General features: G+C 46.8%; 22 protein-coding genes and 1 riboswitch. Of the genes, 2 read left to right on the forward strand and 20 right to left on the reverse strand.

Annotated features, from left to right (window positions below):
• Window positions 1-24: 24 nt before the first annotated feature.
• From BUC05_RS13240 to purE, 14 genes are all read right to left on the reverse strand, one after another.
• A complete protein-coding gene (locus tag BUC05_RS13240; RefSeq protein WP_051881230.1) occupies window positions 25-1035 on the reverse strand; it encodes a LacI family DNA-binding transcriptional regulator in 1011 nt (336 codons plus the stop codon).
• 154 nt (window positions 1036-1189) lie between these two features.
• A complete protein-coding gene (locus BUC05_RS13245; RefSeq protein ID WP_084140055.1) occupies window positions 1190-2314 on the reverse strand; it encodes a M20 family metallopeptidase in 1125 nt (374 codons plus the stop codon).
• Between the two features lie 359 nt (window positions 2315-2673).
• On the reverse strand, window positions 2674-3969 hold the full coding sequence (gene purD / locus BUC05_RS13250; protein WP_063608651.1) for a phosphoribosylamine--glycine ligase: 1296 nt from the start codon (window positions 3967-3969) through the stop codon (window positions 2674-2676).
• Window positions 3970-3979: 10 nt separating this feature from the next.
• Complete coding sequence (gene purH, locus BUC05_RS13255; protein WP_063608652.1) at window positions 3980-5515, reverse strand: bifunctional phosphoribosylaminoimidazolecarboxamide formyltransferase/IMP cyclohydrolase; 1536 nt, start codon at window positions 5513-5515, stop codon at window positions 3980-3982.
• Entirely contained in the window at window positions 5512-6096 is a 585-nt protein-coding gene (gene purN, locus BUC05_RS13260; RefSeq protein ID WP_035204825.1) for a phosphoribosylglycinamide formyltransferase, read from the reverse strand. Before purN ends, purH begins: the two co-directional genes overlap by 4 nt.
• The gene (purM, locus tag BUC05_RS13265; RefSeq protein ID WP_035204822.1) at window positions 6093-7130 is read right to left on the reverse strand and encodes a phosphoribosylformylglycinamidine cyclo-ligase; all 1038 of its coding nucleotides are present in this window, start codon (window positions 7128-7130) and stop codon (window positions 6093-6095) included. Before purM ends, purN begins: the two co-directional genes overlap by 4 nt.
• A 23-nt stretch (window positions 7131-7153) precedes the next feature.
• Entirely contained in the window at window positions 7154-8566 is a 1413-nt protein-coding gene (purF, locus tag BUC05_RS13270) for an amidophosphoribosyltransferase (RefSeq protein ID WP_011245886.1), read from the reverse strand.
• Window positions 8542-10767 (reverse strand): phosphoribosylformylglycinamidine synthase subunit PurL, encoded by a 2226-nt coding sequence (gene purL, locus BUC05_RS13275; protein ID WP_073304972.1) that lies wholly within the window; start codon window positions 10765-10767, stop codon window positions 8542-8544. The genes purF and purL overlap by 25 nt, the downstream gene beginning before the upstream one ends.
• On the reverse strand, window positions 10751-11434 hold the full coding sequence (gene purQ, locus BUC05_RS13280) for a phosphoribosylformylglycinamidine synthase subunit PurQ (protein ID WP_011245884.1): 684 nt from the start codon (window positions 11432-11434) through the stop codon (window positions 10751-10753). Before purQ ends, purL begins: the two co-directional genes overlap by 17 nt.
• Window positions 11431-11682, reverse strand: a complete 252-nt coding sequence (gene purS / locus BUC05_RS13285) for a phosphoribosylformylglycinamidine synthase subunit PurS (RefSeq protein ID WP_011245883.1) — start codon at window positions 11680-11682, stop codon at window positions 11431-11433. The genes purQ and purS overlap by 4 nt, the downstream gene beginning before the upstream one ends.
• Window positions 11675-12394 (reverse strand): phosphoribosylaminoimidazolesuccinocarboxamide synthase, encoded by a 720-nt coding sequence (gene purC / locus BUC05_RS13290; RefSeq protein WP_073304974.1) that lies wholly within the window; start codon window positions 12392-12394, stop codon window positions 11675-11677. The genes purS and purC overlap by 8 nt, the downstream gene beginning before the upstream one ends.
• Window positions 12395-12418: 24 nt before the next feature.
• Complete coding sequence (gene purB / locus BUC05_RS13295; protein WP_035204813.1) at window positions 12419-13717, reverse strand: adenylosuccinate lyase; 1299 nt, start codon at window positions 13715-13717, stop codon at window positions 12419-12421.
• A 19-nt stretch (window positions 13718-13736) separates the two neighbouring features.
• Window positions 13737-14867 carry a 5-(carboxyamino)imidazole ribonucleotide synthase gene (purK, locus tag BUC05_RS13300; RefSeq protein WP_011245880.1) on the reverse strand — a complete coding sequence of 377 codons (1131 nt, stop codon included), beginning with the start codon at window positions 14865-14867 and terminating at the stop codon, window positions 13737-13739.
• The gene (purE, locus tag BUC05_RS13305) at window positions 14864-15355 is read right to left on the reverse strand and encodes a 5-(carboxyamino)imidazole ribonucleotide mutase (protein WP_011245879.1); all 492 of its coding nucleotides are present in this window, start codon (window positions 15353-15355) and stop codon (window positions 14864-14866) included. The genes purK and purE overlap by 4 nt, the downstream gene beginning before the upstream one ends.
• Before the next feature lie 113 nt (window positions 15356-15468).
• Window positions 15469-15570: riboswitch (purine riboswitch) on the reverse strand.
• Between the two features lie 198 nt (window positions 15571-15768).
• Here purE and BUC05_RS13310 point away from each other — a divergent pair.
• On the forward strand, window positions 15769-16506 hold the full coding sequence (locus tag BUC05_RS13310; RefSeq protein ID WP_011245878.1) for a type II CAAX prenyl endopeptidase Rce1 family protein: 738 nt from the start codon (window positions 15769-15771) through the stop codon (window positions 16504-16506).
• A gap of 59 nt (window positions 16507-16565) precedes the next feature.
• The gene (locus BUC05_RS13315) at window positions 16566-17117 is read left to right on the forward strand and encodes a GNAT family N-acetyltransferase (RefSeq protein ID WP_011245877.1); all 552 of its coding nucleotides are present in this window, start codon (window positions 16566-16568) and stop codon (window positions 17115-17117) included.
• Between the two features lie 122 nt (window positions 17118-17239).
• On the opposite strand, the gene BUC05_RS13320 is transcribed toward BUC05_RS13315, so the two are convergent.
• The 6 genes from BUC05_RS13320 to BUC05_RS13345 form a co-directional block, all read right to left on the reverse strand.
• Window positions 17240-17872, reverse strand: a complete 633-nt coding sequence (locus BUC05_RS13320) for a hypothetical protein (RefSeq protein ID WP_011245876.1) — start codon at window positions 17870-17872, stop codon at window positions 17240-17242.
• Window positions 17873-17951: 79 nt separating this feature from the next.
• Window positions 17952-18560 (reverse strand): zinc dependent phospholipase C family protein, encoded by a 609-nt coding sequence (locus tag BUC05_RS13325; protein WP_073304976.1) that lies wholly within the window; start codon window positions 18558-18560, stop codon window positions 17952-17954.
• Window positions 18561-18693: 133 nt separating this feature from the next.
• Window positions 18694-19059, reverse strand: a complete 366-nt coding sequence (locus BUC05_RS13330; RefSeq protein ID WP_011245874.1) for a YybH family protein — start codon at window positions 19057-19059, stop codon at window positions 18694-18696.
• A 126-nt stretch (window positions 19060-19185) separates the two neighbouring features.
• On the reverse strand, window positions 19186-19392 hold the full coding sequence (locus tag BUC05_RS13335; RefSeq protein WP_073304978.1) for an NETI motif-containing protein: 207 nt from the start codon (window positions 19390-19392) through the stop codon (window positions 19186-19188).
• On the reverse strand, window positions 19367-19999 hold the full coding sequence (locus tag BUC05_RS13340; protein ID WP_073304980.1) for a replication initiation protein: 633 nt from the start codon (window positions 19997-19999) through the stop codon (window positions 19367-19369). Before BUC05_RS13340 ends, BUC05_RS13335 begins: the two co-directional genes overlap by 26 nt.
• 391 nt (window positions 20000-20390) lie before the next feature.
• Entirely contained in the window at window positions 20391-21902 is a 1512-nt protein-coding gene (locus tag BUC05_RS13345) for a tripartite tricarboxylate transporter permease (RefSeq protein WP_073304982.1), read from the reverse strand.
• Between the last annotated feature and the right edge of the window lie 6 nt (window positions 21903-21908).

Consider the following 21908-nt stretch of genomic DNA (forward strand, 5'->3'; position numbering starts at 1 on the left):
CTCCCTAATGTAAACCCTTACAATTTATTTTTTCCATCCACATGTTTTCCGTTTAATCAGTTCAACAGGCAACGTCACCTGAAGCTTCCTTGAATCTGTTCGGTTTTTCATCTTCTCAATTAAACGTTCGGTTGCTCGTTGCCCGATTTCAAACCGGGGCATCCGCACAGTCGTTAATTGGACAGAGCGCAAGTTAGCGAGAAATAAATCATCAAATCCAATGACAGCAAGATCGTCAGGGACGCTCAAGCCTTTGTCTGAAGCTGCGTCAATTGCTCCAAGTGCGCCGATATCGCCGATGTTAATGAGCGCCGTTGGCCGTTTATCTTTTGGCAGTTCAAGTAAGCGCATACATTCTTGATAGCTTTTTTCATAATTAGCTAACCCAGTTGGCAACCACTCCTCCAATATATGAAAACCGGCTAGCTCCATTGCTTTTTTATATCCTAGGGTACGTGTAGCATCAATGGGCGAGTGTTGGACCCCTCTCATAAAAGCAATTTTTGCATGGCCTAACTCGATCAGATGGTTGGCCGCCTCAAAGCCTCCTTGGAAATTGTCAGCCATTACGGTATCAATGTCCATTTCAGGGCAACGATGGGCTAAAACAATGGGGTACCCTTCTTGTAAAAGTTGTTCGAGAAAAGGCACATCCGTGTTTAACGCAGTTGTGACAATCAATCCTTCGACAGTGCCTTCTCTTAATTGCGAAACGGCTTTTGGCAAGCTTCCTTGTTCATCATTTGTATTCATAATCGTTACTGTATACCCTTCTTTCTTAGCCGTCTCTTCACATGCTTTAGCCAAGTCAGGGTAAAACGGGTTTGCAATGTCAGCAATAATTAAACTAATCACTTTGCTTCTTCTTACACGCAATCCTCTTGCGACTGCATTGGGTACATAATTTAATTCTTTTATAGCACGTTCGACCCGTTCTCGTTTTTCTGGGCTCACATACCTCGTATTGTTTATTACATAAGAAACGGTTGCTGTAGAAACATTCGCGCGTTTCGCAATATCTTTGATAGTTGGCATCCCATCACCCCTCCGCTACATGCATCGTTTGTCTAGTTATAGCAAAGAGAATAAACATCTAGACTTCAAACACGTTGCATCTATCATTCTCTTTTGCAGCTTGGCAACCTCAGGAAACAGCTTTTTGCTGTTTCCTTGATGCCATTTTTCCTATTCATTTGGACAATCGAACCAGCGTCCGTTCCAAAAGCAATGATCGCTCCTGAAGGGAATCGATTTCTACATACTCCTCTTCGCTATGAGGATTGCCGCCAACAGGGCCCATGCCGTCAATCGTAGCAACCCCTAATGCCGATGTGAATGAGGCATCTGATCCGCCCCCTGTCGCTGTTTCCGTTAACGTGAGATCGAGAGCTTGTGCTTCCTTTTGGATCACGTTAAACAGATCGACCGTCTGCTCATTCCGTTCCATTGGCGGTCTTGTGATCCCGCCTATTAACTCAATGGCTGTTCCCTCTACGGTAGGAGTCTTGCATATGCTCTGTATTTTTTTCTCCAAAACAGCTGCTTGTTCAAGCTTAGAAATGCGGATGTCTATGCTTGCTTCGGCATAGTCGGCAATTGTGTTGACGGATGTCCCGCCTTTTATTAGGCCGACATTGACATTTGTGCCCGCTTTTTGATCGGATAACCCGTGAAGGGCAACGATTTTATGCGCAAGCTCCTCAATCGCGCTTCTCCCATTTTCTGGTTCAATGCCTGCATGGGCAGCTTTTCCGTTCACTTTCATGACATAAGTACCGCCGCCTCGCCTTGCTGTTACAAGGGAACCGTCTTTGCGTGCCGGTTCCATGACGAGGACTGCTTTTTTGTCTTTTGCTTCGGCTTCAATGATCTTTCTTCCAGAAGGAGCGCCAATTTCCTCATCGCTCGTCAGCAAAATGGCGATGTTCTGTAAGGCGGAATCATGGTTTGCCGCTAGCGCAGAAACAGCTGAAAGCAATGAAACATGGCTAGCTTTCATATCGACTACCCCAGGCCCATAGGCACGGTTTCCTTTGATTGAAAAAGGGCGTTTGGCTGCTGTGCCTGTTGGAAAAACCGTATCTAAGTGGCAAAGCAACAGAATGTTTGGATCACGTGCTTCTTGATGGGTGATCGTCATGTGGTTCCCATAGGTGCTTTGCTCATGGATAACGGCTGAAAACCCTAATGCTTTGTATTGCTCATAAAGAAACGAGCCTACTCGGTCGATTCCCTCTTTGTCATAGGAACCGCTATCGATATTTACTAGTTTTTCAAGCAAATCTAGCATGTTTGCTTTGGAATAAGTGCCCACTCGCCGAATTCCTCCCTTATATTACTAACATCGACGATCGGCTAATAGCCAATCCGCCGTCGTCAAACGCAAAACAAGCAGTATGACAGCATCTCTTGATCAATCGTTGCACGGCCGTTCATTTCCATTCTTTAAAAACGATATGGATCCATTATAGCGAAAATAGGGCTCTTGCTCTAGCAAATCAGCACATTGTTTGCTCGATTGACAGGATAATTCCAAAAAAGACCAATGGCACTCATCCCCTAGCGCCATTGGTCACGTTGTAGACAAACGCTCGTTTACGTTGGCGTTTGCGCAAGTCAATTGTTTCAAAGCAAGGAAACCGCTGTTCATAAACGCACATCCGAGTCGATCGCCTACACTCCTCGTCTAACAACGGTACTGTGTTGCTTCGCCGCTTCCATCGCTTTTACTGCAATATCATTTCGGTAATACAAGCCGTCACTTTTAATTTCTTTCACAGCTTGATAAGCAGCCGCCTGGGCATCGGCAATCGAATGCCCAGTGGCAGCAGTCAACAAGACGCGCCCGCCATTGGTTTGCCAAACGTTCCCTTGCTTTGTTGTGCCTGCATGGAACACAAGACCTTTCGTTGCAGCTGCTTCAATGCCAGCAATGGACACGCCTTTTTCATAGGCGCCGGGATAACCGACACTCGCAAGGACGATGCCGACAACCGCTTCTTGTTTCCATTCAAGTTCTACCTTGTCTCCGTTTAGCAGTTTCACCATCACGTCAATTAAATCAGATTTTAGCCGTGGCAAGACCACTTGTGTTTCTGGATCACCGAAGCGGGCGTTAAATTCGATTACTTTTGGCCCTTGGGCGGTCATCATCAAGCCAGCGTATAAAATGCCTGTAAATGGCCGGCCTTCTTTAACCATGGCGTCCGCTGCTGGCTGCAATACTTCTACTACAGCGCGTTCCACGTCCGCTTGTTTGAATTGTGGAACAGGCGAATAGGCTCCCATTCCGCCTGTATTCGGGCCTTGATCGCCATCATAGGCACGTTTATGGTCTTGAGCTCCGACCATTGGCACAACCGTATTGCCGCTCACAAACGCCATAAGCGATAGTTCCTCGCCCTCGAGGTATTCTTCGACGACGACTTGTGCGCCTGCCTCGCCAAATGCACTTTCGACTAGCACATGGCGGAGGGCAGCGATTGCCTCTTCCTCTGTCAAAGCGACGGTGACGCCTTTGCCGGCAGCAAGGCCGTCAGCTTTTACTACAATCGGCGCGCCTTCTTGCTTTACGTATGCTACCGCTTCCTCGTAATCGGAAAACGCTTTGGCTTTGCCCGTTGGAATGCTGTATTTTGTCATGATCTCTTTCGCAAACGACTTCGACCCTTCAAGGAGCGCCGCACTTTGGCGCGGGCCGAACACAGGCAACCCTTCCTCTTCAAAACGGTCAACAAGCCCTGCCAACAGCGGCGCTTCTGGCCCAACAATCGTTAAGCCAATATCGCTTTGGATCGCAAATTGCACGAGTGCGTCATGGTCTGATTCGGCAAGCCCTATGCATGTAGCGACCTCTTCCATTCCTGGGTTTCCTGGGGCTACATAGACATTGTCGACTAGGCTGCTTTGTTTCGCTTTCCATGCAATCGCATGTTCGCGCCCGCCGCCGCCAATAATAAGCACATTCATAGGTACCTCCTTAATGTTTGAAGTGGCGTACGCCTGTAAAGACCATGGCGATTCCATATTCATCTGCTTTTTCAATCGATTCGTTGTCACGAACAGAGCCGCCTGGCTGAATAATCGCGGTAATGCCCGCTTTTGCGGCTGCTTCGACTGTATCTCCATACGGAAAGAACGCATCCGATGCGAGGGCAGCGCCTTGCGCCCGTTCACCTGCTTGTTCAATTGCAATTGCTGCGGCACCGACACGGTTCATTTGGCCAGCGCCAATGCCGACTGTCATTTCGCCGTTCGTAAGCACAATTGCGTTTGATTTCACATGCTTGACAACTTTCCAGCCGAGTTTCAACGCCGTCCATTCTTCTTCTGTCGGTTCCCGTTTCGTTGGAATGCGGATGTCCCCGTCGTCAAAGCCTAAATGGTCTTCTTCCTGAATGAGCAAGCCGCCATGGACGGAGGCAAGCTTTTTCTCCAGCTCGCCTTTGGTAACAGCGACTTCTAGCAGACGGATGTTTTTTTTCTGCTGCAAAATCGCTTTTGCCTCTTCGCTAAATGAAGGGGCGAGAATGACTTCTAAAAAGATCGCCGCCATTTTTTCAGCAGTTGCACGGTCCACCTTTCGGTTCAGGGCTACAATGCCGCCAAAAATTGATTTCGGGTCTGCTTCATAAGCGCGCGTATAGGCTTCGCCAACAGTGGCGCCAGTGCCAACACCGCATGGGTTCATATGTTTGACAGCTACCGCCGCAGGTTCGCTAAATTCTTTTACGATTTCAAGCGCTGCATTGGCATCATTGATATTGTTGTAAGACAATTCCTTGCCATGAAGTTGTTTTGCTTGGGCAATGGATGACGGCGAACTTGTCCTGCTTTCATAAAAAGCAGCTTTTTGGTGTGGATTTTCCCCGTAACGGAGCGTTTGTTTATGTGTATACGTAACCGTCAAGCTTTCGGGATTTTCCTCGCCAACGGCATCGGTTAGGTAGCTGCCGATCATCGCATCATAGGCCGCTGTATGGCGGAATACTTTTGCAGCTAGTTTTTGCCGTAGGGCAAGTTGCTCTTCTTTGCTTGCGTCAAGGGAAGCAAGCACAGCGTCATAATCGGCTGGATCTACCACTACTGTTACATCGGCGTGGTTTTTAGCAGCGGAGCGGAGCATGCTCGGACCACCGATATCGATGTTTTCGATCGCGTCAGCAAATGACGCGTCTGGGTTGGCGATTGTTTCTGCAAATGGATACAAATTGACGACAACATAATCAATCGGCTCAATGCCAAGTTCTTCTATTTGTTTGATATGTTCATCGTTAGTGCGCATCGCTAAGAGGCCGCCGTGGATGTTCGGATGGAGTGTTTTGACACGGCCATCTAAAATTTCCGGAAAGCCCGTTACATCTGACACATTGACAACAGCGATGCCCGCTTCTTCTAATGCCCGTTTGGTGCCGCCGCCAGTAGATAGGATCTCCACCCCTGCTTCTGCCAACCCTTTTACAAATGGGATTAAGCCTGTTTTATTTGATACACTAACAAGTGCTCGCTTCGTCATTGCTGTTCCCCCTCAACATGCTCGTTTAAAACTTGTTTTACAACCGCCGGATAGAGCGTGTGCTCGACGGCTTGGATTTTTGCAGTTAACGTCTCCCGCGTTTCTCCTTTGGCAATTGCTACTTGCTGTTGGGCAATTACCGGACCTGTATCCATGCCTGCATCGACATAGTGGATGGTTACGCCTGTGGTGTCTGCCTTTGCCTCCAATGCTTGGCCTATTGCGTCCAAACCAGGGAACGCAGGCAAAAGCGATGGATGGATATTGATCATCTTTCCCTCATAGGCTTCAAGCAACGTCGGTCCAATCAACCGCATATAACCTGCTAACACAATAAAATCGATGCCTTCTTTTGTAAGAAGCGTCAAGATTGCTTGTTCATAAGCGGCTTTATCGGAAAAAGATTGTGGGGAAAGATGCTCCGCCTTCACCCCCAAATTCCGCGCTTTTTCGAGTACTGGAGCATGTTGCTTATCGCTGACGACAAGCGCGACTTCTCCGCCAAGTTCGCCTGTTTTTGCTGCTTTGATGAGCGCTTCGGCATTCGTTCCCGTCCCAGAAGCAAAGACCGCGACCTTCATGCACCAATGCCCCCAATCACCGTTCCTTCTGTTGGCGTTACCCGCCCAATAATATAGGCGTCTTCCCCATTAGCTTCAAGAGTGGCGAGCGCTTGTTGGTGTTTGTCCTCAGGTACAGCGAGCACCATGCCAATGCCCATGTTAAACGTATGAAACAAATCCTGTTCAGATAGGCCGCCTTGCTCTTGGATCAATGAAAAAATCGGCGGTATCGGCCATGAACCGTAGTCAATATGAATGCCTACGCCTTTTGGCAGCATGCGGGGAATGTTTTCGTAAAAGCCGCCTCCTGTAATATGGGCTGCACCAGCAAGCAACCCTTGTTTGAGGCAGGCAAGCAACGGTTTTACGTAAATTTTTGTCGGCGTCAAGAGCTCTTCTCCAAGCGTCTTGCCTAGTGTGGCACATTCAGTCTGCAACGTCAGGCCTGCATCTTGCAACAATACTTTGCGGACAAGGGAAAAGCCATTGCTATGAAGACCGCTTGATGGGAGCCCAATCAGAACATCCCCTGCTTGAATATGTTCGCCTGTCAGCAAGTCTTTTTTCTCGACTGCCCCGACTGAAAAACCGGCTAAATCGTACTCGTCTTCCTCGTACATGCCAGGCATCTCCGCCGTCTCCCCGCCAATAAGGGCACAGCCTGCTATTTCACAACCATCGGCGACGCCTTTGACAATCGCTTCAATTTTTTCTGGCACTGCTTTTCCACAAGCTAGATAATCCAAAAAATAGAGCGGTTCAGCTCCTTGTACGACAATGTCGTTGACACACATGGCGACTGCATCTTGGCCAATTGTGTCATGCTTGTTTGCCATGAAAGCAATCATTAACTTCGTGCCAACGCCGTCCGTTCCTGATACGAGTACAGGCTCTTTTAACCCTAACGTAGAAAGGTCAAAATTGCCGCCAAATCCGCCTAGACCGCCAAGTACCCCTTTTCTTGCTGTTCGTTCCACATGCCGTTTCATTCGGTTTACTGCTTCGTAACCAGCTTCAATATCGACCCCTGCTTCTTTATATGCGTTTGACACGAATGCTCTCCTCCGATTCTTTGCTATACTTTCGCGTGCGGATGCACGGTGTCGGCATAAATCTCCGTTGGGTATTCGCCTGTAAAGCAGGCAAGGCATTGCCCGCAATTATGCATCGCCTCAGAACGGCCGATCCCTGCTTTCAAGCCTTCAGTCGACAAAAAAGCAAGTGAATCAGCCCCCATGATTTCCCGCATTTCTTCGATTGAGTGGTTGGAAGCAATTAATTCTTCCGTCGTTGACGTATCAATTCCGTAAAAGCACGGATGTTTAATCGGTGGCGATGAAATGCGGACATGGACTTCAGCTGCCCCTGCATCACGAAGCATATGGACAATGCGGCGGCTAGTCGTTCCCCGTACAATCGAATCGTCAATCATAACAACTCGTTTGCCTTCAACTACTCCACGCACAGGGGAAAGCTTCATCTTTACCCCTTGTTCCCGTAATTCTTGTGAAGGTTGAATAAAGGTGCGCCCGACATAGCGATTTTTAATCATGCCCAACTCATAAGGAATGCCAGACTGCTCAGCATAGCCAATTGCTGCGGAAATGCTGGAATCAGGCACGCCTGTCACCACATCCGCTTCCACTGGCGCTTCAATCGCAAGCTGTTTTCCTAAATTTTTTCTCGCTGTATGAATATTGATGGTATCCACGTTTGAATCTGGCCGCGCAAAATAAACGTATTCCATGCTGCAAATCGCCCGGTTCCCTGGAGAAACAAAGCGTTCGCTGCGCAAGCCTGTATCGTCAATAATGAGCAGTTCACCTGGCATTACTTCACGCTCATAGGTGGCGCCAATGATGTCGAACGCACATGTCTCTGAAGCAACGACATACGCATCGCCTAAACGTCCGATGGAAAGAGGACGCAACCCATTTGGATCAAGGGCGACCATCAGTTGGCGCTCATTCATGACGGCAAATGCATAGGCGCCTTTTAAGGAAGACAGCCCATTTTTCAATTGTTCTTCTAACGTATAGTAGCCGCTGCGTTTAATGAGATGGGCGAGCACTTCCGTATCCGATGTGGACTGGAAGATCGACCCTTGTGCTTCAAGCTGGTGTTTTAAGTGATTGGCGTTGACAAGATTGCCATTGTGGGCAATCGCAAGACCGCCTTTTTGCGAATTGAAATACAACGGCTGGACATTGGCATAGCCGCCTCCACCGGCCGTCGCATAACGGACGTGGCCAATCGCGCCCTTCCCTTGAAGGTTACGCAAGACATCTTGATTAAACACATCATTGACTAGGCCGAGCCCTTTATGGGCAGAGAGCTTGTTTCCGTCGGACACGACAATGCCTGCGCCTTCCTGGCCGCGGTGCTGGAGGCTGTGCAACCCATAATACGTAATTTGTGCAGCTTCTTTATGGCCCCAAACGGCAAATACGCCACATTCTTCGTTCAAGCCTTTGATTTCAGTAAACATGGAATAGCCCCTTTCCAGGCTTTCACTAATTCATCTTGGCAAAGGTCAATGACAGCATTTCCATTTTCGTTACGAATCGTCAATTTTCTACTTTCCGTAACAGCCCCGACGACAACCGCATCAAGGACCGTATTTTCAAATCGTTGTTGATCGCTAGGCTTCACAGTGACAATAAAACGTGATTGGCTTTCGGCAAACAGTTCGGCTGCACTTAGGGATAGACTGACTTCAGCCCCAAACGGGCATTCCATCATTTTTTCTGCTAAGGAAACGGCAAGCCCGCCTTCGGCAACATCATGGGCAGACTGGACGAGCCCTTGTTTGATTGCGCTCAACAATTGCTGTTGGCGGGCTTTCTCTACAGCCAAATCAATTTCCGGCGCTTTCCCTGACAGTTCGCCAACTAGCATTTTTTGCAGCTCGCTGCCGCCAAACTCTGCTTTTGTTTCACCGATCACATAAATCAAGTCACCTGCATCTTTAAACGACTGCGTCGTAATATGAGCAACGTCTTCAATCAAGCCAACCATGCCGATGACAGGAGTTGGATAGACCGCGCCGCCAGACCGTTCATTGTAAAGCGACACGTTGCCGCCAATGACTGGCGTCCCTAGCTCGCGGCATGCTTCGCTTAAGCCATCAGTCGATTTTTCTAGCTGCCAGAAAATTTCTGGTTTTTCCGGATTGCCGTAATTCAAGCAGTCTGTTACACCAAGTGGCTTCGCTCCTGAACAAACAAGATTCCGCGCGGCTTCCGCAATCGCAATTTTGCCGCCCATTTCTGGATCTACATACAAATAGCGGGAATTGCAATCGGTTGTCATTGCTAATGCTTTATTCGTGCCGCGGATGCGAATCACCGCAGCGTCTGAGCCAGGCTCGACAACGGTATTCGTTTGCACCATATAATCATATTGCTCATACACCCATTCTTTGCTGGCAATTGTCGGCTGAGCCAGAAGCTTCAGCAGCGTTTCATTCGCGTCTGTTATTTCAGGAATATAAGGGGCCTGTTGTTGAAAAGCATCAAAATAGGCAGGCACTTTTGATGGTTTATGGTAAACAGGGGCATCTTCTGCCAGCGCATCAACGGGCACATCAGCGACGATTTCGCCTTTATGGGTTAAGCGGAGCCGGCGATCATCTGTGACAACACCGACTTCCACAGCATGCAGGTTCCACCGTTCAAAAATCGCTTTGATTTCGTGTTCTCGCCCTTTTTCAACAACGAGCAACATCCGTTCTTGTGATTCTGACAACATCATTTCATACGGCGTCATCCCTGCTTCACGCTGTGGCACTAGGTCCAAGTTCATTTCGATCCCTGACCCTGCTTTGCTCGCCATTTCGGATGAAGAAGATACGAGGCCAGCGGCACCCATATCTTGAATGCCAATAAGCGCATCCGATTGAACCGCTTCTAGGCAAGCTTCCAACAACAGCTTTTCCATAAACGGGTCGCCGACTTGGACAGCTGGCCGTTTGGCATCGGAGGCTTCGCTTAACTCTTCAGAGGCAAAAGTTGCGCCATGAATGCCATCACGACCTGTGCTTGCGCCGACATACATAACGGTATTGCCGACACCTTTTGCTTGGCCTTTTTGAATGTCTTTATGGTCGATCAAACCGACGCACATTGCGTTGACAAGGGGGTTCGATTCGTAGCACGGATCAAATTGCACTTCTCCGCCGACCGTCGGTACGCCGACACAATTGCCGTACCCAGCAATCCCGGCCACAACTTCTTCAAACAAGTACTTCACTTTTTTTGATTCGAGTTCGCCAAAGCGGAGCGAGTTTAACAATGCGACAGGACGGGCACCCATCGAAAAAACATCGCGCAAAATGCCGCCGACGCCAGTCGCAGCGCCTTGGTACGGCTCAATGGCAGACGGGTGGTTATGGCTTTCAATTTTAAACACAACCGCCTGTTCGTCTTTAATGTCGATAATGCCTGCCCCTTCACCTGGGCCTTGGAGCACGTTCTCGCCGTCAGTCGGAAACTTTTTCAACAGTACTTTTGAATTTTTATAGCTGCAATGCTCAGACCACATGACGGAAAACAAGCCTGTTTCTGTGAAATTTAAAGGCCTGCCGACGATTTTTTCAGCCAGTGCAAATTCATCATCCGTCAAGCCCATTTCTCGATATAACCGCTCGGCTTTAATCGTTTCAGCGCTTGGCTCAAGAAGCTGTGACATGAGATTCCCTCCAGTTGCGTAAGATCGATGTAAAAACAGCCAATCCTTGATCGTTTCCGAGCAATGTTTCCGTTGCCCGTTCTGGGTGCGGCATCATGCCAAGCACGTTGCCCCGTTCATTGGTAATGCCAGCAATGTCGCCTTTGGAGCCATTGACATGCTCATTGTAACGAAAGACAATTTGCTTGTTTTCACGAAGCTTTGCTAGCGTTTCGTCATCACATTCATAGTTGCCTTCGCCATGAGCGACAGGAATGCGAATCGTTTGCCCTTGTTCATAGCCAGAAGAAAACATCGTTTCGTTGTTTTCGACAACCAATTCAACTGTACGGCACACAAATTTTAAATCAATATTGCGCTTCATTGCTCCAGGAAGCAAACCGGCTTCAAGAAGCACTTGGAATCCATTGCAAACGCCGAGTACTGGCTTGCCTGCCTCAGCCGCTTGGATGACTGCTGGCATAATTGGCGCAAAGCGGGCAATGGCTCCAGAACGCAAGTAATCGCCATGGGAAAAGCCACCTGGAAGAAGCACGGCATCAAAACCGTCTAAAGACGTTTCCGTATGGAAGACATATTCTACTTCCTCGCCAAGTCCGTCTTTAATGGCATGGTACATGTCTGCATCGCAATTAGAGCCTGGAAACACGATGACCGCAAACTTCATGATGGGACAACCTCCTCCACTTCAAAGCGGTAGTCTTCAATAACGGTATTGGCAAGCAATTTCTCACACATCTCTTTGACGCGCTCTTCAAGCTTTTCAGTAGATTCAAGCTGCAATTCCATATACTTGCCGATGCGGACATCTGTAACTTCCTGGTAATCCATCGCGTGGAGCGCACTTTTGACAGCGCCTCCTTGGGGATCTAACACACTTTCTCTCAAGGTGACATAGACTTTCACTTTATACATGGTAAAGCCCTCCTAGCCGGGATAAAATTTCTTGATAGCCTTCTTGTAAGTTTCCTAGATTTCTGCGAAAAAGATCTTTATCAAAACGTTCCTTTGTGTCTTTATCCCATAGCCGGCACGTATCTGGCGATATTTCATCGGCAAGGAGCAGCTCCCCTGCTTGCATGCGGCCAAACTCAAGCTTAAAGTCAATTAATTGCACACCAACCGTGGCAAACAACTCGATTAACTCGTTATTCACAGCAGCGGCCATTTGTTTTAATTGCGCTACTTCCTCTGCCGCAGCGACGTCTAAAATGGCGATGTGGTCCTCGGTCACCAATGGGTCACCGAGGGCATCGTCCTTATAATAAAACTCCACAAGAGGCTTTTTCAGCGCAATTCCTTCTTCAATGCCAAGTCGTTTAGCCATGCTGCCAGCGACAACATTGCGGACGACTACTTCAAGAGGAATAATGTCTACTTGTTTGACCAGTTGTTCTGTGTCAGATAATCTCCGTATAAAGTGCGACGGAATCCCCTTTTTCGCAAGCGTGGCAAAGATGAGAGAAGAAATTTCATTATTGAGCCGTGCTTTGCCTGCAAGCGTCTCTTTCTTTTCCCCGTTGAAAGCTGTGGCGTCATCTTTATATTCGACCCACAGTTCTCCTTCTTCGCTGCTGCGGAAAATCCGTTTGGCTTTGCCTTCGTAAAGCAATTCCCCTTTAACCATTGCTTGCTCAGCCCCTTATGGATATTAGTCGTTTAAACCAAGACGTGTAAAAATTGTATCGACATGCTTCATATGGTGTTCATAGTTAAAGCACTCATTTAATTCCTCTGGCGACAGCACATTCGTAATGCGTGGCTCTCCTTCCACCAGTTCACGGAATTGAACGCCTTCCTCCCACGCTTGTGTCGCTTTCGGCTGGACAAGGTCATAGGCTTCTTCACGGACCATGCCTTTGTCGATTAAGCTAAGGAGCACACGCTGTGAATAAATGAGCCCGTAAGTGCGTGTCATATTACGCTTCATGTTTTCAGGGAAAACCGTTAAATGTTTAACAATGTTGCCGAACCGATTCAGCATGTAATTGAGCACAATTGTTGCATCTGGCAAAATGACACGCTCGGCCGATGAATGGGAAATATCGCGTTCATGCCACAAGACAACATTGTCATAAGCCGTGTTCATGTACCCACGCATCAACCGGGCAAGGCCTGTCATGTTTTCAGAGCCAATTGGGTTGCGTTTATGTGGCATTGCCGAGGAGCCCTTTTGCCCTTTTGCGAAATATTCCTCGACTTCGCGCAGCTCGCTTTTTTGCAGGCCGCGAATTTCGACGGCAAATTTCTCAATCGATGTCGCGATTAACGCCAAGCTTGCCATGTATTCGGCGTGGCGGTCACGTTGGAGCGTTTGCGTGGAAATCGGCGCTGGGTTTAAGCCAAGCTTTTCGCACACAATTTGCTCGACGCGTGGGTCAATATTGGCATATGTGCCAACTGCCCCTGAAAGCTTGCCAAAGCGGACGCCTTCAGCCGCATGGTGGAAGCGTTCAATGTTTCGTTTCATTTCTTCGTACCAAAGGGCGAGCTTTAAGCCAAATGTCGTTGGTTCTGCGTGGACGCCGTGTGTGCGCCCCATCATGATCGTATATTTATGTTCTTGCGCTTTTGTTTTTATAATGTCTAAAAAGCGGTTTAAGTCTTCTGCCAGAATCGCGTTTGCTTGTTTTAGCAAATACGACAGCGCTGTATCAACGACGTCTGTTGACGTTAAGCCGTAATGAACCCATTTCCGCTCTTCGCCAAGCGTTTCTGATACAGCCCGCGTGAAGGCGACCACGTCATGGCGCGTTTCTTCTTCAATTTCCAAAATACGCTCTACACGAAAGCTTGCGTTCTCGCGAATTTTCGCCACGTCTTCTTTCGGAATTTCGCCTAGCTCCGCCCAAGCCTCACAAGCGACAATTTCTACTTCAAGCCATGCATTATAGCGGTTTTCATCTGTCCAAATAGCACCCATTTCTGGGCGTGTGTACCGTTCAATCATTCGTTGTTTCCTCCAACAATTAATGTAAAGTCGTTTGTAGCCACAATTCATCCAGTAAGCGTAGGCAGTGATCGGCATCGTTTCCAAGCGCCGTTACGTGCCCCATTTTCCGCTTTGGTTTAGCATCTTTCTTTCCATACAGGTGCAACGAAACGGAGCCGAGACGGTCAAGGCGGCCAAGCAATGGGGCAACATCGTCTCCAAGGATGTTTTCCATTGCCGCGGCAGCCAACAATTCAGTCGATCCGAGTGGCAGTCCGCACACAGCGCGGATATGTTGCTCAAACTGGGAAGTGCGGCACGCTTCTATTGTATAATGCCCTGAATTATGGGGTCTAGGGGCGAGTTCGTTTACAAGCAACGACCCATCTTTGTTGACAAACATTTCTACCGCTAACAGCCCGACTGCCTGCAAACCATTCACTATTTTGACAGCCAACTCAAGCGCTTGTTCTTCTGTTTCGCTTTGAATGCGGGCCGGAACGATCGTACGATGGAGAATGTTGTCTTTATGTTCATTTTCCGCTACAGGAAATGTCTTCACTTCGCCATTGCGCGATTTAGCGACAATAACCGAGATTTCCCGTTCGAAAGGAATCATTGCTTCGAGCACAAGCTCCCCTGAGGCAAGAAGCGTTTTTACGGCTGCTTCTAATTCCGTTTTTGTGTGTACAACCGCTTGGCCTTTGCCATCGTAGCCGCCGCGGCAAGTTTTCAAAACTGCTGGCAAGCCTACTTCCTTGAGTGCTTCTTCGATATCGGCTTCCTCATAAATCGGGGAAAATGGGGCGACGGGCACCCCTAAAGCAGAGATCGCTTGCTTTTCCTTAAGACGATGCTGTGTTGTCCCAAGCACTTTAAACCCTTGGGGGAAGTCGCTTAACTCTGTGATTTTTTTAGCTGCTTTTTCATCTATGTTTTCAAACTCATATGTGATGACATCACTTACATTGGCAAGGTGTTTGCACGCTTCTACATCATCATAGGCGGCCGTAAACACATGGTCCGCGATTTGGGCACACGGGGCGTCAGGAGTCGGGTCAAGCACGGCAATCCGGTAACCCATTTGCCTAGCCGACAACGCCATCATCCGGCCCAGTTGGCCGCCGCCAATAATGCCGATCGTGCTCCCTGGCTTCACTTCGTTCATACGAGTTCACCACTGCTTTCTAGAACGGTCTTTTTAATGCGTTCACGGCGCGTTGCCAATCGTTGTTGCAAGACCTTGTCCGTTGTTGCAATCATTTGCGCAGCCAAAAGCGCTGCATTGGTTGCACCTGCTTTGCCAATTGCCACAGTAGCCACAGGTACTCCTCCTGGCATTTGCACAATCGACAACAAGGAGTCCAACCCTTTTAAGGCACGTGATTCAACAGGAACGCCAATGACTGGAAGAAGCGTCTTTGCCGCGACCATTCCTGGCAAATGGGCCGCTCCCCCTGCCCCTGCAATAATGACACGAAGCCCCCGCTCTTCCGCTTGTTCCGCGTATTCAAACATATAATCAGGAGTACGGTGGGCGGACACGACTTTTTTTTCATAAGGAACGCCAAGTTCGTCTAAAATCTCACTGGCATGGCGCATCGTTTCCCAATCAGAAGTACTGCCCATAATGATGCCGACAATCGGCTGTTTCATGTCACATCCCCCACTCTTGTCTTCTTTGCAAACAGAAAAAGCATAGAACCGCTTTCTTTCCTGACACTCCATGAGAGAAAGTTCGCAAATTCTATGCCGAAAAGGCTAATATGCGCGTAATGACTTCCCCTCATAGTCCGGCAATTTACGGTTGCCGGGTAGAAACGTTCGAGCCATATTCCCGAGTATATATGAGGTGTTTTCGTTTTTAACTTGCTTTTTCCCTTTTAGTTTACGCATCCTCCTCGTAAGTGTCAACAAATAGTCGAACATTTTATCGAAAGTATTTTACATTGTTCGTTTTTATCTTTTTTAGGCACTGCTGAAACAAATGCCCAATTGCTGCATAGCATAATGTACATTGATTGAATGATATAACTTCATGATTGTGATTGTGATGAGGAGGACAGACAATGAGCGCTTTTGAACAACGAACCAAACGCCTCTTTCTGTTTATTGTTTTCGGCATTGCCTGGGGATGCGCCGCACTCGCGCTTGCTGTCCCGCAAACACCGGTTTTATACCTTGCTATTTTTGCCGCAGCGAGCCCGCTATTTGCTGCTTATACGTTGCATTTATCAAACTATACCGACTCATTCTTTACCCATGTATTTCTATCTGGGAAACCAAACGTCTGGTGGATTGTTGCCGTTTTCGTCCCGCTGTTCTTTTGTTTTGTCCTATTGTCTTCTTTTATGCTTATCGCTCCTGCGCTGATGACGAATCCGTTTATTTGGCTGCTCGTTTTTTTAGCTGCCCTATTGCAAGAGATCGGTTGGCGTGGTTTTTTTCAAAAAGAGTTTACTAGATTGCCTTTTTGGCAATCATCGCTCATTGTCGGCGCCATTATCGCCTGTTGGCATATCCCCGTTATTCTTGTATTTTTCCAAGGCAGCGATTGGCATGTTTTGCTTTTGGCTGCATACTTTTTGCTAGCAAGCGCGCCCCTTTCTTTTTTGACAGCGACAAGCAAATCGTCAATAGCAGCTGCGCTTATGCAAACTGGGTTATTTATGGTGTTTTGGCTTAGTGTTCCTTACCTGCAAGCCGTGATTGTCGTTTTTGCTTTGCTTCTCATGCTTAATGGCCTTGTGATGCTCGCCAATGCCGTCTATCCATCGTTATACCGCAATGCGTTTGTCGTTAAGTAACATTGGCTTTTCTCACCCCCCTTGCTATACTAGATGAATCTTAAAAGGGGGGAAGAGACGTGTTTACGTTTGAAATCGACGATCATGTTTACTTAAAAGTACTTGACCTTCAAGATGCGCCGGCGATTTTTGCACTAATTCAAAACTCAAAAGCACACTTGCGTCCATGGATGCCGTGGGCCGAGTCAACGAACAAACTAGAAGACACGGAAGCGTTCATCCGCTCTAGTATGCAGGACTTTGGCGCTAACAGCGGCTTGCACGCTGGCATATGGCATAGAGGCCAAGCAGCAGGCGTCATCGGTTTTCACCAGTTTGACTGGAAAAATAAATCGGCAACGATCGGCTATTGGCTCGGTGAGGCGTTTTGTGGCAAGGGACTCATGACAAAAGCTGCCCACGCTCTATTAAAACTAGCCTTTGACTACTATCATTTAGAACGAGTGGAGCTTCGGGCGGCGACAGAAAACAAAGCGAGCCAAGCCGTCGCCGAACGCCTTGGTTTTACAAAAGAAGGGGTTATCCGCCATGCTGAAATCGTTGGAGATTCGCACCACGACCATGTCGTTTATGGCTTGTTAAAAAAGGAATGGCAAGCAAATGCGGAGTAATCGGACAACGAAACCATCGCCAGGGATTCCATACTAGCTAGATTCCTACATTATACACGCGGATGCGCATCCCTAAAAACCACGTTGTATCCTTTATTCGTGGTTTTTAGGGAAGATGAACCTTATGTCATACTGTTTACAAGATTCCATAGTTCCTCTTCTGTTATGTTTCCAGCTACTCCTGGCTTATCGCGCAAATACGTGACGATCTCCCTTTGCGGCAATCCTACATAGACATACAGCCCTTTCACGATCATCCTTAAGTATTCAAAGGACGGGGCATGGAACGGTACTTCTTTTTTCCACTTTGCCGTAAAAGTGAAAATAGGGAACCCTTCCTCTTCCCCTGCATAAAGCACTGTGCCATACCAAGAAGGAAGTACGGCTTTCCTCCCTCTTTGCTTCAAATCGTCGATGTCAATTGAAAAAGCGAGCCCGTTATTTTCCTGTTTAACGACATCTTCAAATTGCTCCTTCGTTATTAAATATTTCCGGCTGTACGTATAAGCCCCCGCTAAAGGAGTCAAGCCAATAAAAGCAACGCCCTTCTTTTGCCAACGGGTTGAGTTTTGAGCAAAATAAAGCGGGAAAGGCAATCGATGCGCTGTTTCCTTTATTGGGTGGGCAGGATCTGAACAACCAACTTCTTCGATCTCCGCCCCCTCTGGCTGGCCGCCTCTTATATAACAAAGAAACCGCTCCCTGTTCATATTCGATCCGTAGCTGGCATACCAGACATACGTAGCGTTATCCATTCGATTCTCCCCTCCTATTTTTAACCTTAACCTCTCCTTTCATTGTTATAAAATCAGCCCTGTTCTATTCCAACTCTCTCTATCGCTTGACGGCCTTCAGCCGTACTAATCCTTTATCAACTGATGTTTCGATATAACCAATGATCTGATCAAACGTAAATATATTTAGTGTCTCGTTTATGACGTCTTCCTCGTACTCCATATCATTGATTACATCAGGAAGAAATGATTCCACATCTTGCGATTTTACTTCTTGCAACTCACAAATGGTCGGTAGGGACCGAAGCATGGGGTTCAATTCATTTGCACAGCCATAGTGTTCTAATAACTTTGCGTTCAATAAGCGAAAATCATGATAATACAAGTTAGACAGTTCGTTATCGGCCTCCAACCGGTTTTTCAACCATGGCAAATAAAAACCTTTTAACCATAAATCATCAGCGATCAAATGGACGAAATAGCCTAATATATAGTCACTATCTGTTTGCGACCGATATTTGTCTAGAAATCCGTTATAGTCAATCCTCCTTGAATAGTCTTGCAACGCCCCTTTAAAGAAATGGGACAACTCTTTCGGCGACACAGCATCCGGAGCAATGCCGCCAAGCAAAAACGCCTGCTTATCTTCAACAGGGAAATACTCCGCTATTCGATTAGCGATCATTAGGTGCATGATTCGTGAACCCAAATTCCTCATCCTCCCATCCTAACCATCTTATTAAATGCAACAGCCAACCATACGATAAAGGCACCTCGGTTCTGTTGTCTACACCGAGACACAATACTGGTCATGCATAAAAAGAGTGGTGCAAAACCACTCTTTATATACTCCCGCTTAAATGTTCATGTATTAATTTCCATTCGCCATCATAGACGGTGAAAACATTCGTTGCCCTGCCACTGCCTGAAACAAACTTGCCATTATGGTATCCTTCATACCGGTACGTGTAAATGCATGTTGCGACCTTCTCATCAGCAGCTAACCAGTGAACATTTGTCGCAGAGTAAACTTCCTCTTTAATGATTTGCCACGCGTGTTGGAAGTAGTTTCCGATGTCCTCCAGAGACGTACATGTTTTATCTGTAAACCAGTACACCGCCTCAGGATGCAGAATTTTTTTTACTTCATTAAAATCATGGGTATTCGTTGCGTTAATGTATGCCTCTAATGCTTTTTGATATGTCATGGTGTCCTCCTAAATGATCATGCTTTTCCACCCTTAAAGCTATATGGACGTCTTAGCCTTTGCCGGGTAACGAATTAAAAGGGAAAAGCTAGATGTCGGCTATTTCCCAACTAAACGAAAGAACCGTTACGCAAAATCATTGCCATCTGTTTGAATGCCTTCAAAAACAATGCGCTGCCGCACATACTCAGGCTCTGCTTTGCTGTTTTTCTGGGCAAAAACGGGCTTCTCGATCCGCCTTACTGGCCGGTAGCCTTCCCGCTCCATCCGCGCCAAGCAATCGCTAATCGTTTCATTGGCCCCGACTTCAAAAGTTTGTTTTTTCGGTTTCACTTTTTCCTCCTGACATGAAAGCTAGTTTCCTTAGAGCGATTTTACCACAAGCCACCCTTTTCGCCTCATCTATATGAGTTAAAAAACATTGAACAGCCCATTCCCGATTCGTACCCAGAAAAGGCCGTAATATAAAATCATTTTTTTCTCCAAAGCTATCTAAAAAAGATTTTATTTCCTGTATAAGAGTAGGGGTTCTTGAAATAATGCGTAGCTGATGATTAAGTTGAAGAAGATACGGTCTGAGCATTTCAGAGAATTTGAGTTCTACCATTCCTGTGCCTTTGTCATAAGTTGCACTGGACAGCCACGCCAATACCGTTCGTTCATTGCCTTTGTTAAATGTCACCTTTTTACTAATTAGGCCCTCAATGGTATCTTTCACTACCTTATAATAAGAATTTTCAGCTATATCTATTCCAATTAATTTCGCCAAATCTTCTATTTTTATTTGTTGTTGTCGAACACTAGTGTCTTTTTTGTTAATAAACGATGCTAAGACCCAAATAATTCTTTTCTCTTGTAGTGTTAAATCTTGAGGCATTTCTATTATATTCGCTTTTTTAACAGTTTCCTCCATGGATAATATTAAAAGTTGCTCATCCATATTTCCACCTCTCTTGCTATTAATTCTAATATAGTGTTGAGTTTATATGCCACTCCTATAAAAGGGACATTTAGCAAATTGAGAGAGAAAGGCCAGTACTATCAATACTTTAGGCACCATAAAAAAATTTAAATTAAAATATCCCTTTGGTAGGAGTAATATTTAAATCGATAACAATTTTTAGCTACTTCTTTTTGAAATTCCAATTGTAGATGGCTTAGAACTAAGCGGAACGGGTTCCTAATCAATTAAAAAGAGACGACTTTCAGTCCGAAGTCCTCTCTATTGCTCTATCCTATATTTCAATTGTATTTATATCAGTTCCGTATATATTCACCAAGCAGTGCTCCTTGTTTCTACAGTCTGAAACCGCCCATTTCGGGCGGCTTGCCTACATACCGATCGTACGATTGTGGTCTTGTTTGCGGTTTGCTCTTCTTTTCCGCCATTCTGGGAAAATTAAAGCAATAAGCGTTAAGACAAATAGTGATACAGCGAGTGGGCTTTGCAGAAAAATCATGAACGATCCGTCTGAGATTGTCAACGACTGACGCAGCATCTGTTCCATCATTCCTCCAAGAATAAAGGCAAGAATAAAAGGGGCTGCTGGAAAAGCAAAAATTCGCATTAAATAGCCGAGTATTCCAAATAAAACGAGTAAATAAAGGTCAAATGTGCTGAAGCTGACCGCGTATACGCCGACCATACTAAATACGATAACAAGTGAAATAAGCAAAGGCCGTGGGACCGCTAATATTTTTACAAAGTAAGGAATAAGAGGCAAGTTTAAAATTAATAAGAACACATTGCCGATATACATACTGGCGATAACGCCCCAAAACACAGTTGGGTTTTCAGTCATTAACAATGGGCCAGGTTGGACGCCTAGTACGAGAAACGCTCCAAGCATGACAGCTGTTGTGCCTGAACCAGGTATGCCGAGGCTGAGCAACGGCACAAATGCGCCGCTTGTTGCCGCATTGTTTGCTGTTTCAGGAGCAGCAAGTCCTTTAATCGAGCCTTTGCCGAATTCTTCTGGTTTTTTAGCAAGCCTTTTTTCAGAAATGTAGGCGATAAACGATGAAATCGTTGCGCCTGCCCCTGGCAAAATACCAAGAAGAAAGCCAAGGAGAGACTGCCTTGTCATCGGCCCTTTCATTTCTTTAAAATCGGATTTGCTTAATTTTAAGCTGCCGATGTTTTTAAACCCACTCATCGATTCTTTCCGGTTTAAAATAAGAAAGCACACTTCAGCTATGGCGAAGACACCTAGCGCAATAATGAGAAAATCGATACCATCAAGCAAATTGACGCTCCCAAACGTAAAACGGGTTGTCCCTGTCTGTGAATCAATTCCGATTGTCACTACTATAAACCCAAGCACTGCTGATGTTAGCGCTTTCAATGTTGACCCGTCGCTTAAACTTGCGATAGCAGTCAAACCGAGAAGCATAAGTGCAAAATATTCTGGCGGGCCAAAGTAAATCGCAACGCTTGCCAACATTGGCGCAAACAGCATCAACAACACAACGCTGACTGTACCGCCAACAAACGAACAAATCGCCGATATCGCAAGGGCTTTCCCCGCCTTCCCCTGCTTTGCCATCGGGTAACCGTCAAACGCAGCGGCAACGGTTCCGGCGACACCTGGAGCATTCAACAAAATCGACGACGTTGAGCCACCATACATCGACCCATAATAGACGCCGGCCATCATCACAAGTGCAATCGTCGGATTCATGCCGTACGTAATCGGTATCATAATCGCAATTGCGCTAATTGGCCCGAGTCCGGGGATCATCCCAATGATCGTGCCAAGAAGCACGCCAATAAAAACAAAAAGAATTCCTTCCCAGCTGAATGCAACTTGAAAGCCTTGCAACAGCCCTTCAAATGAGCCCATATTCTC

It is taken from the genome of Shouchella rhizosphaerae, from assembly GCF_900142675.1.
In the GTDB taxonomy this organism is placed as follows: Bacteria; Bacillota; Bacilli; order Bacillales; family Bacillaceae_D; genus Shouchella; species Shouchella rhizosphaerae.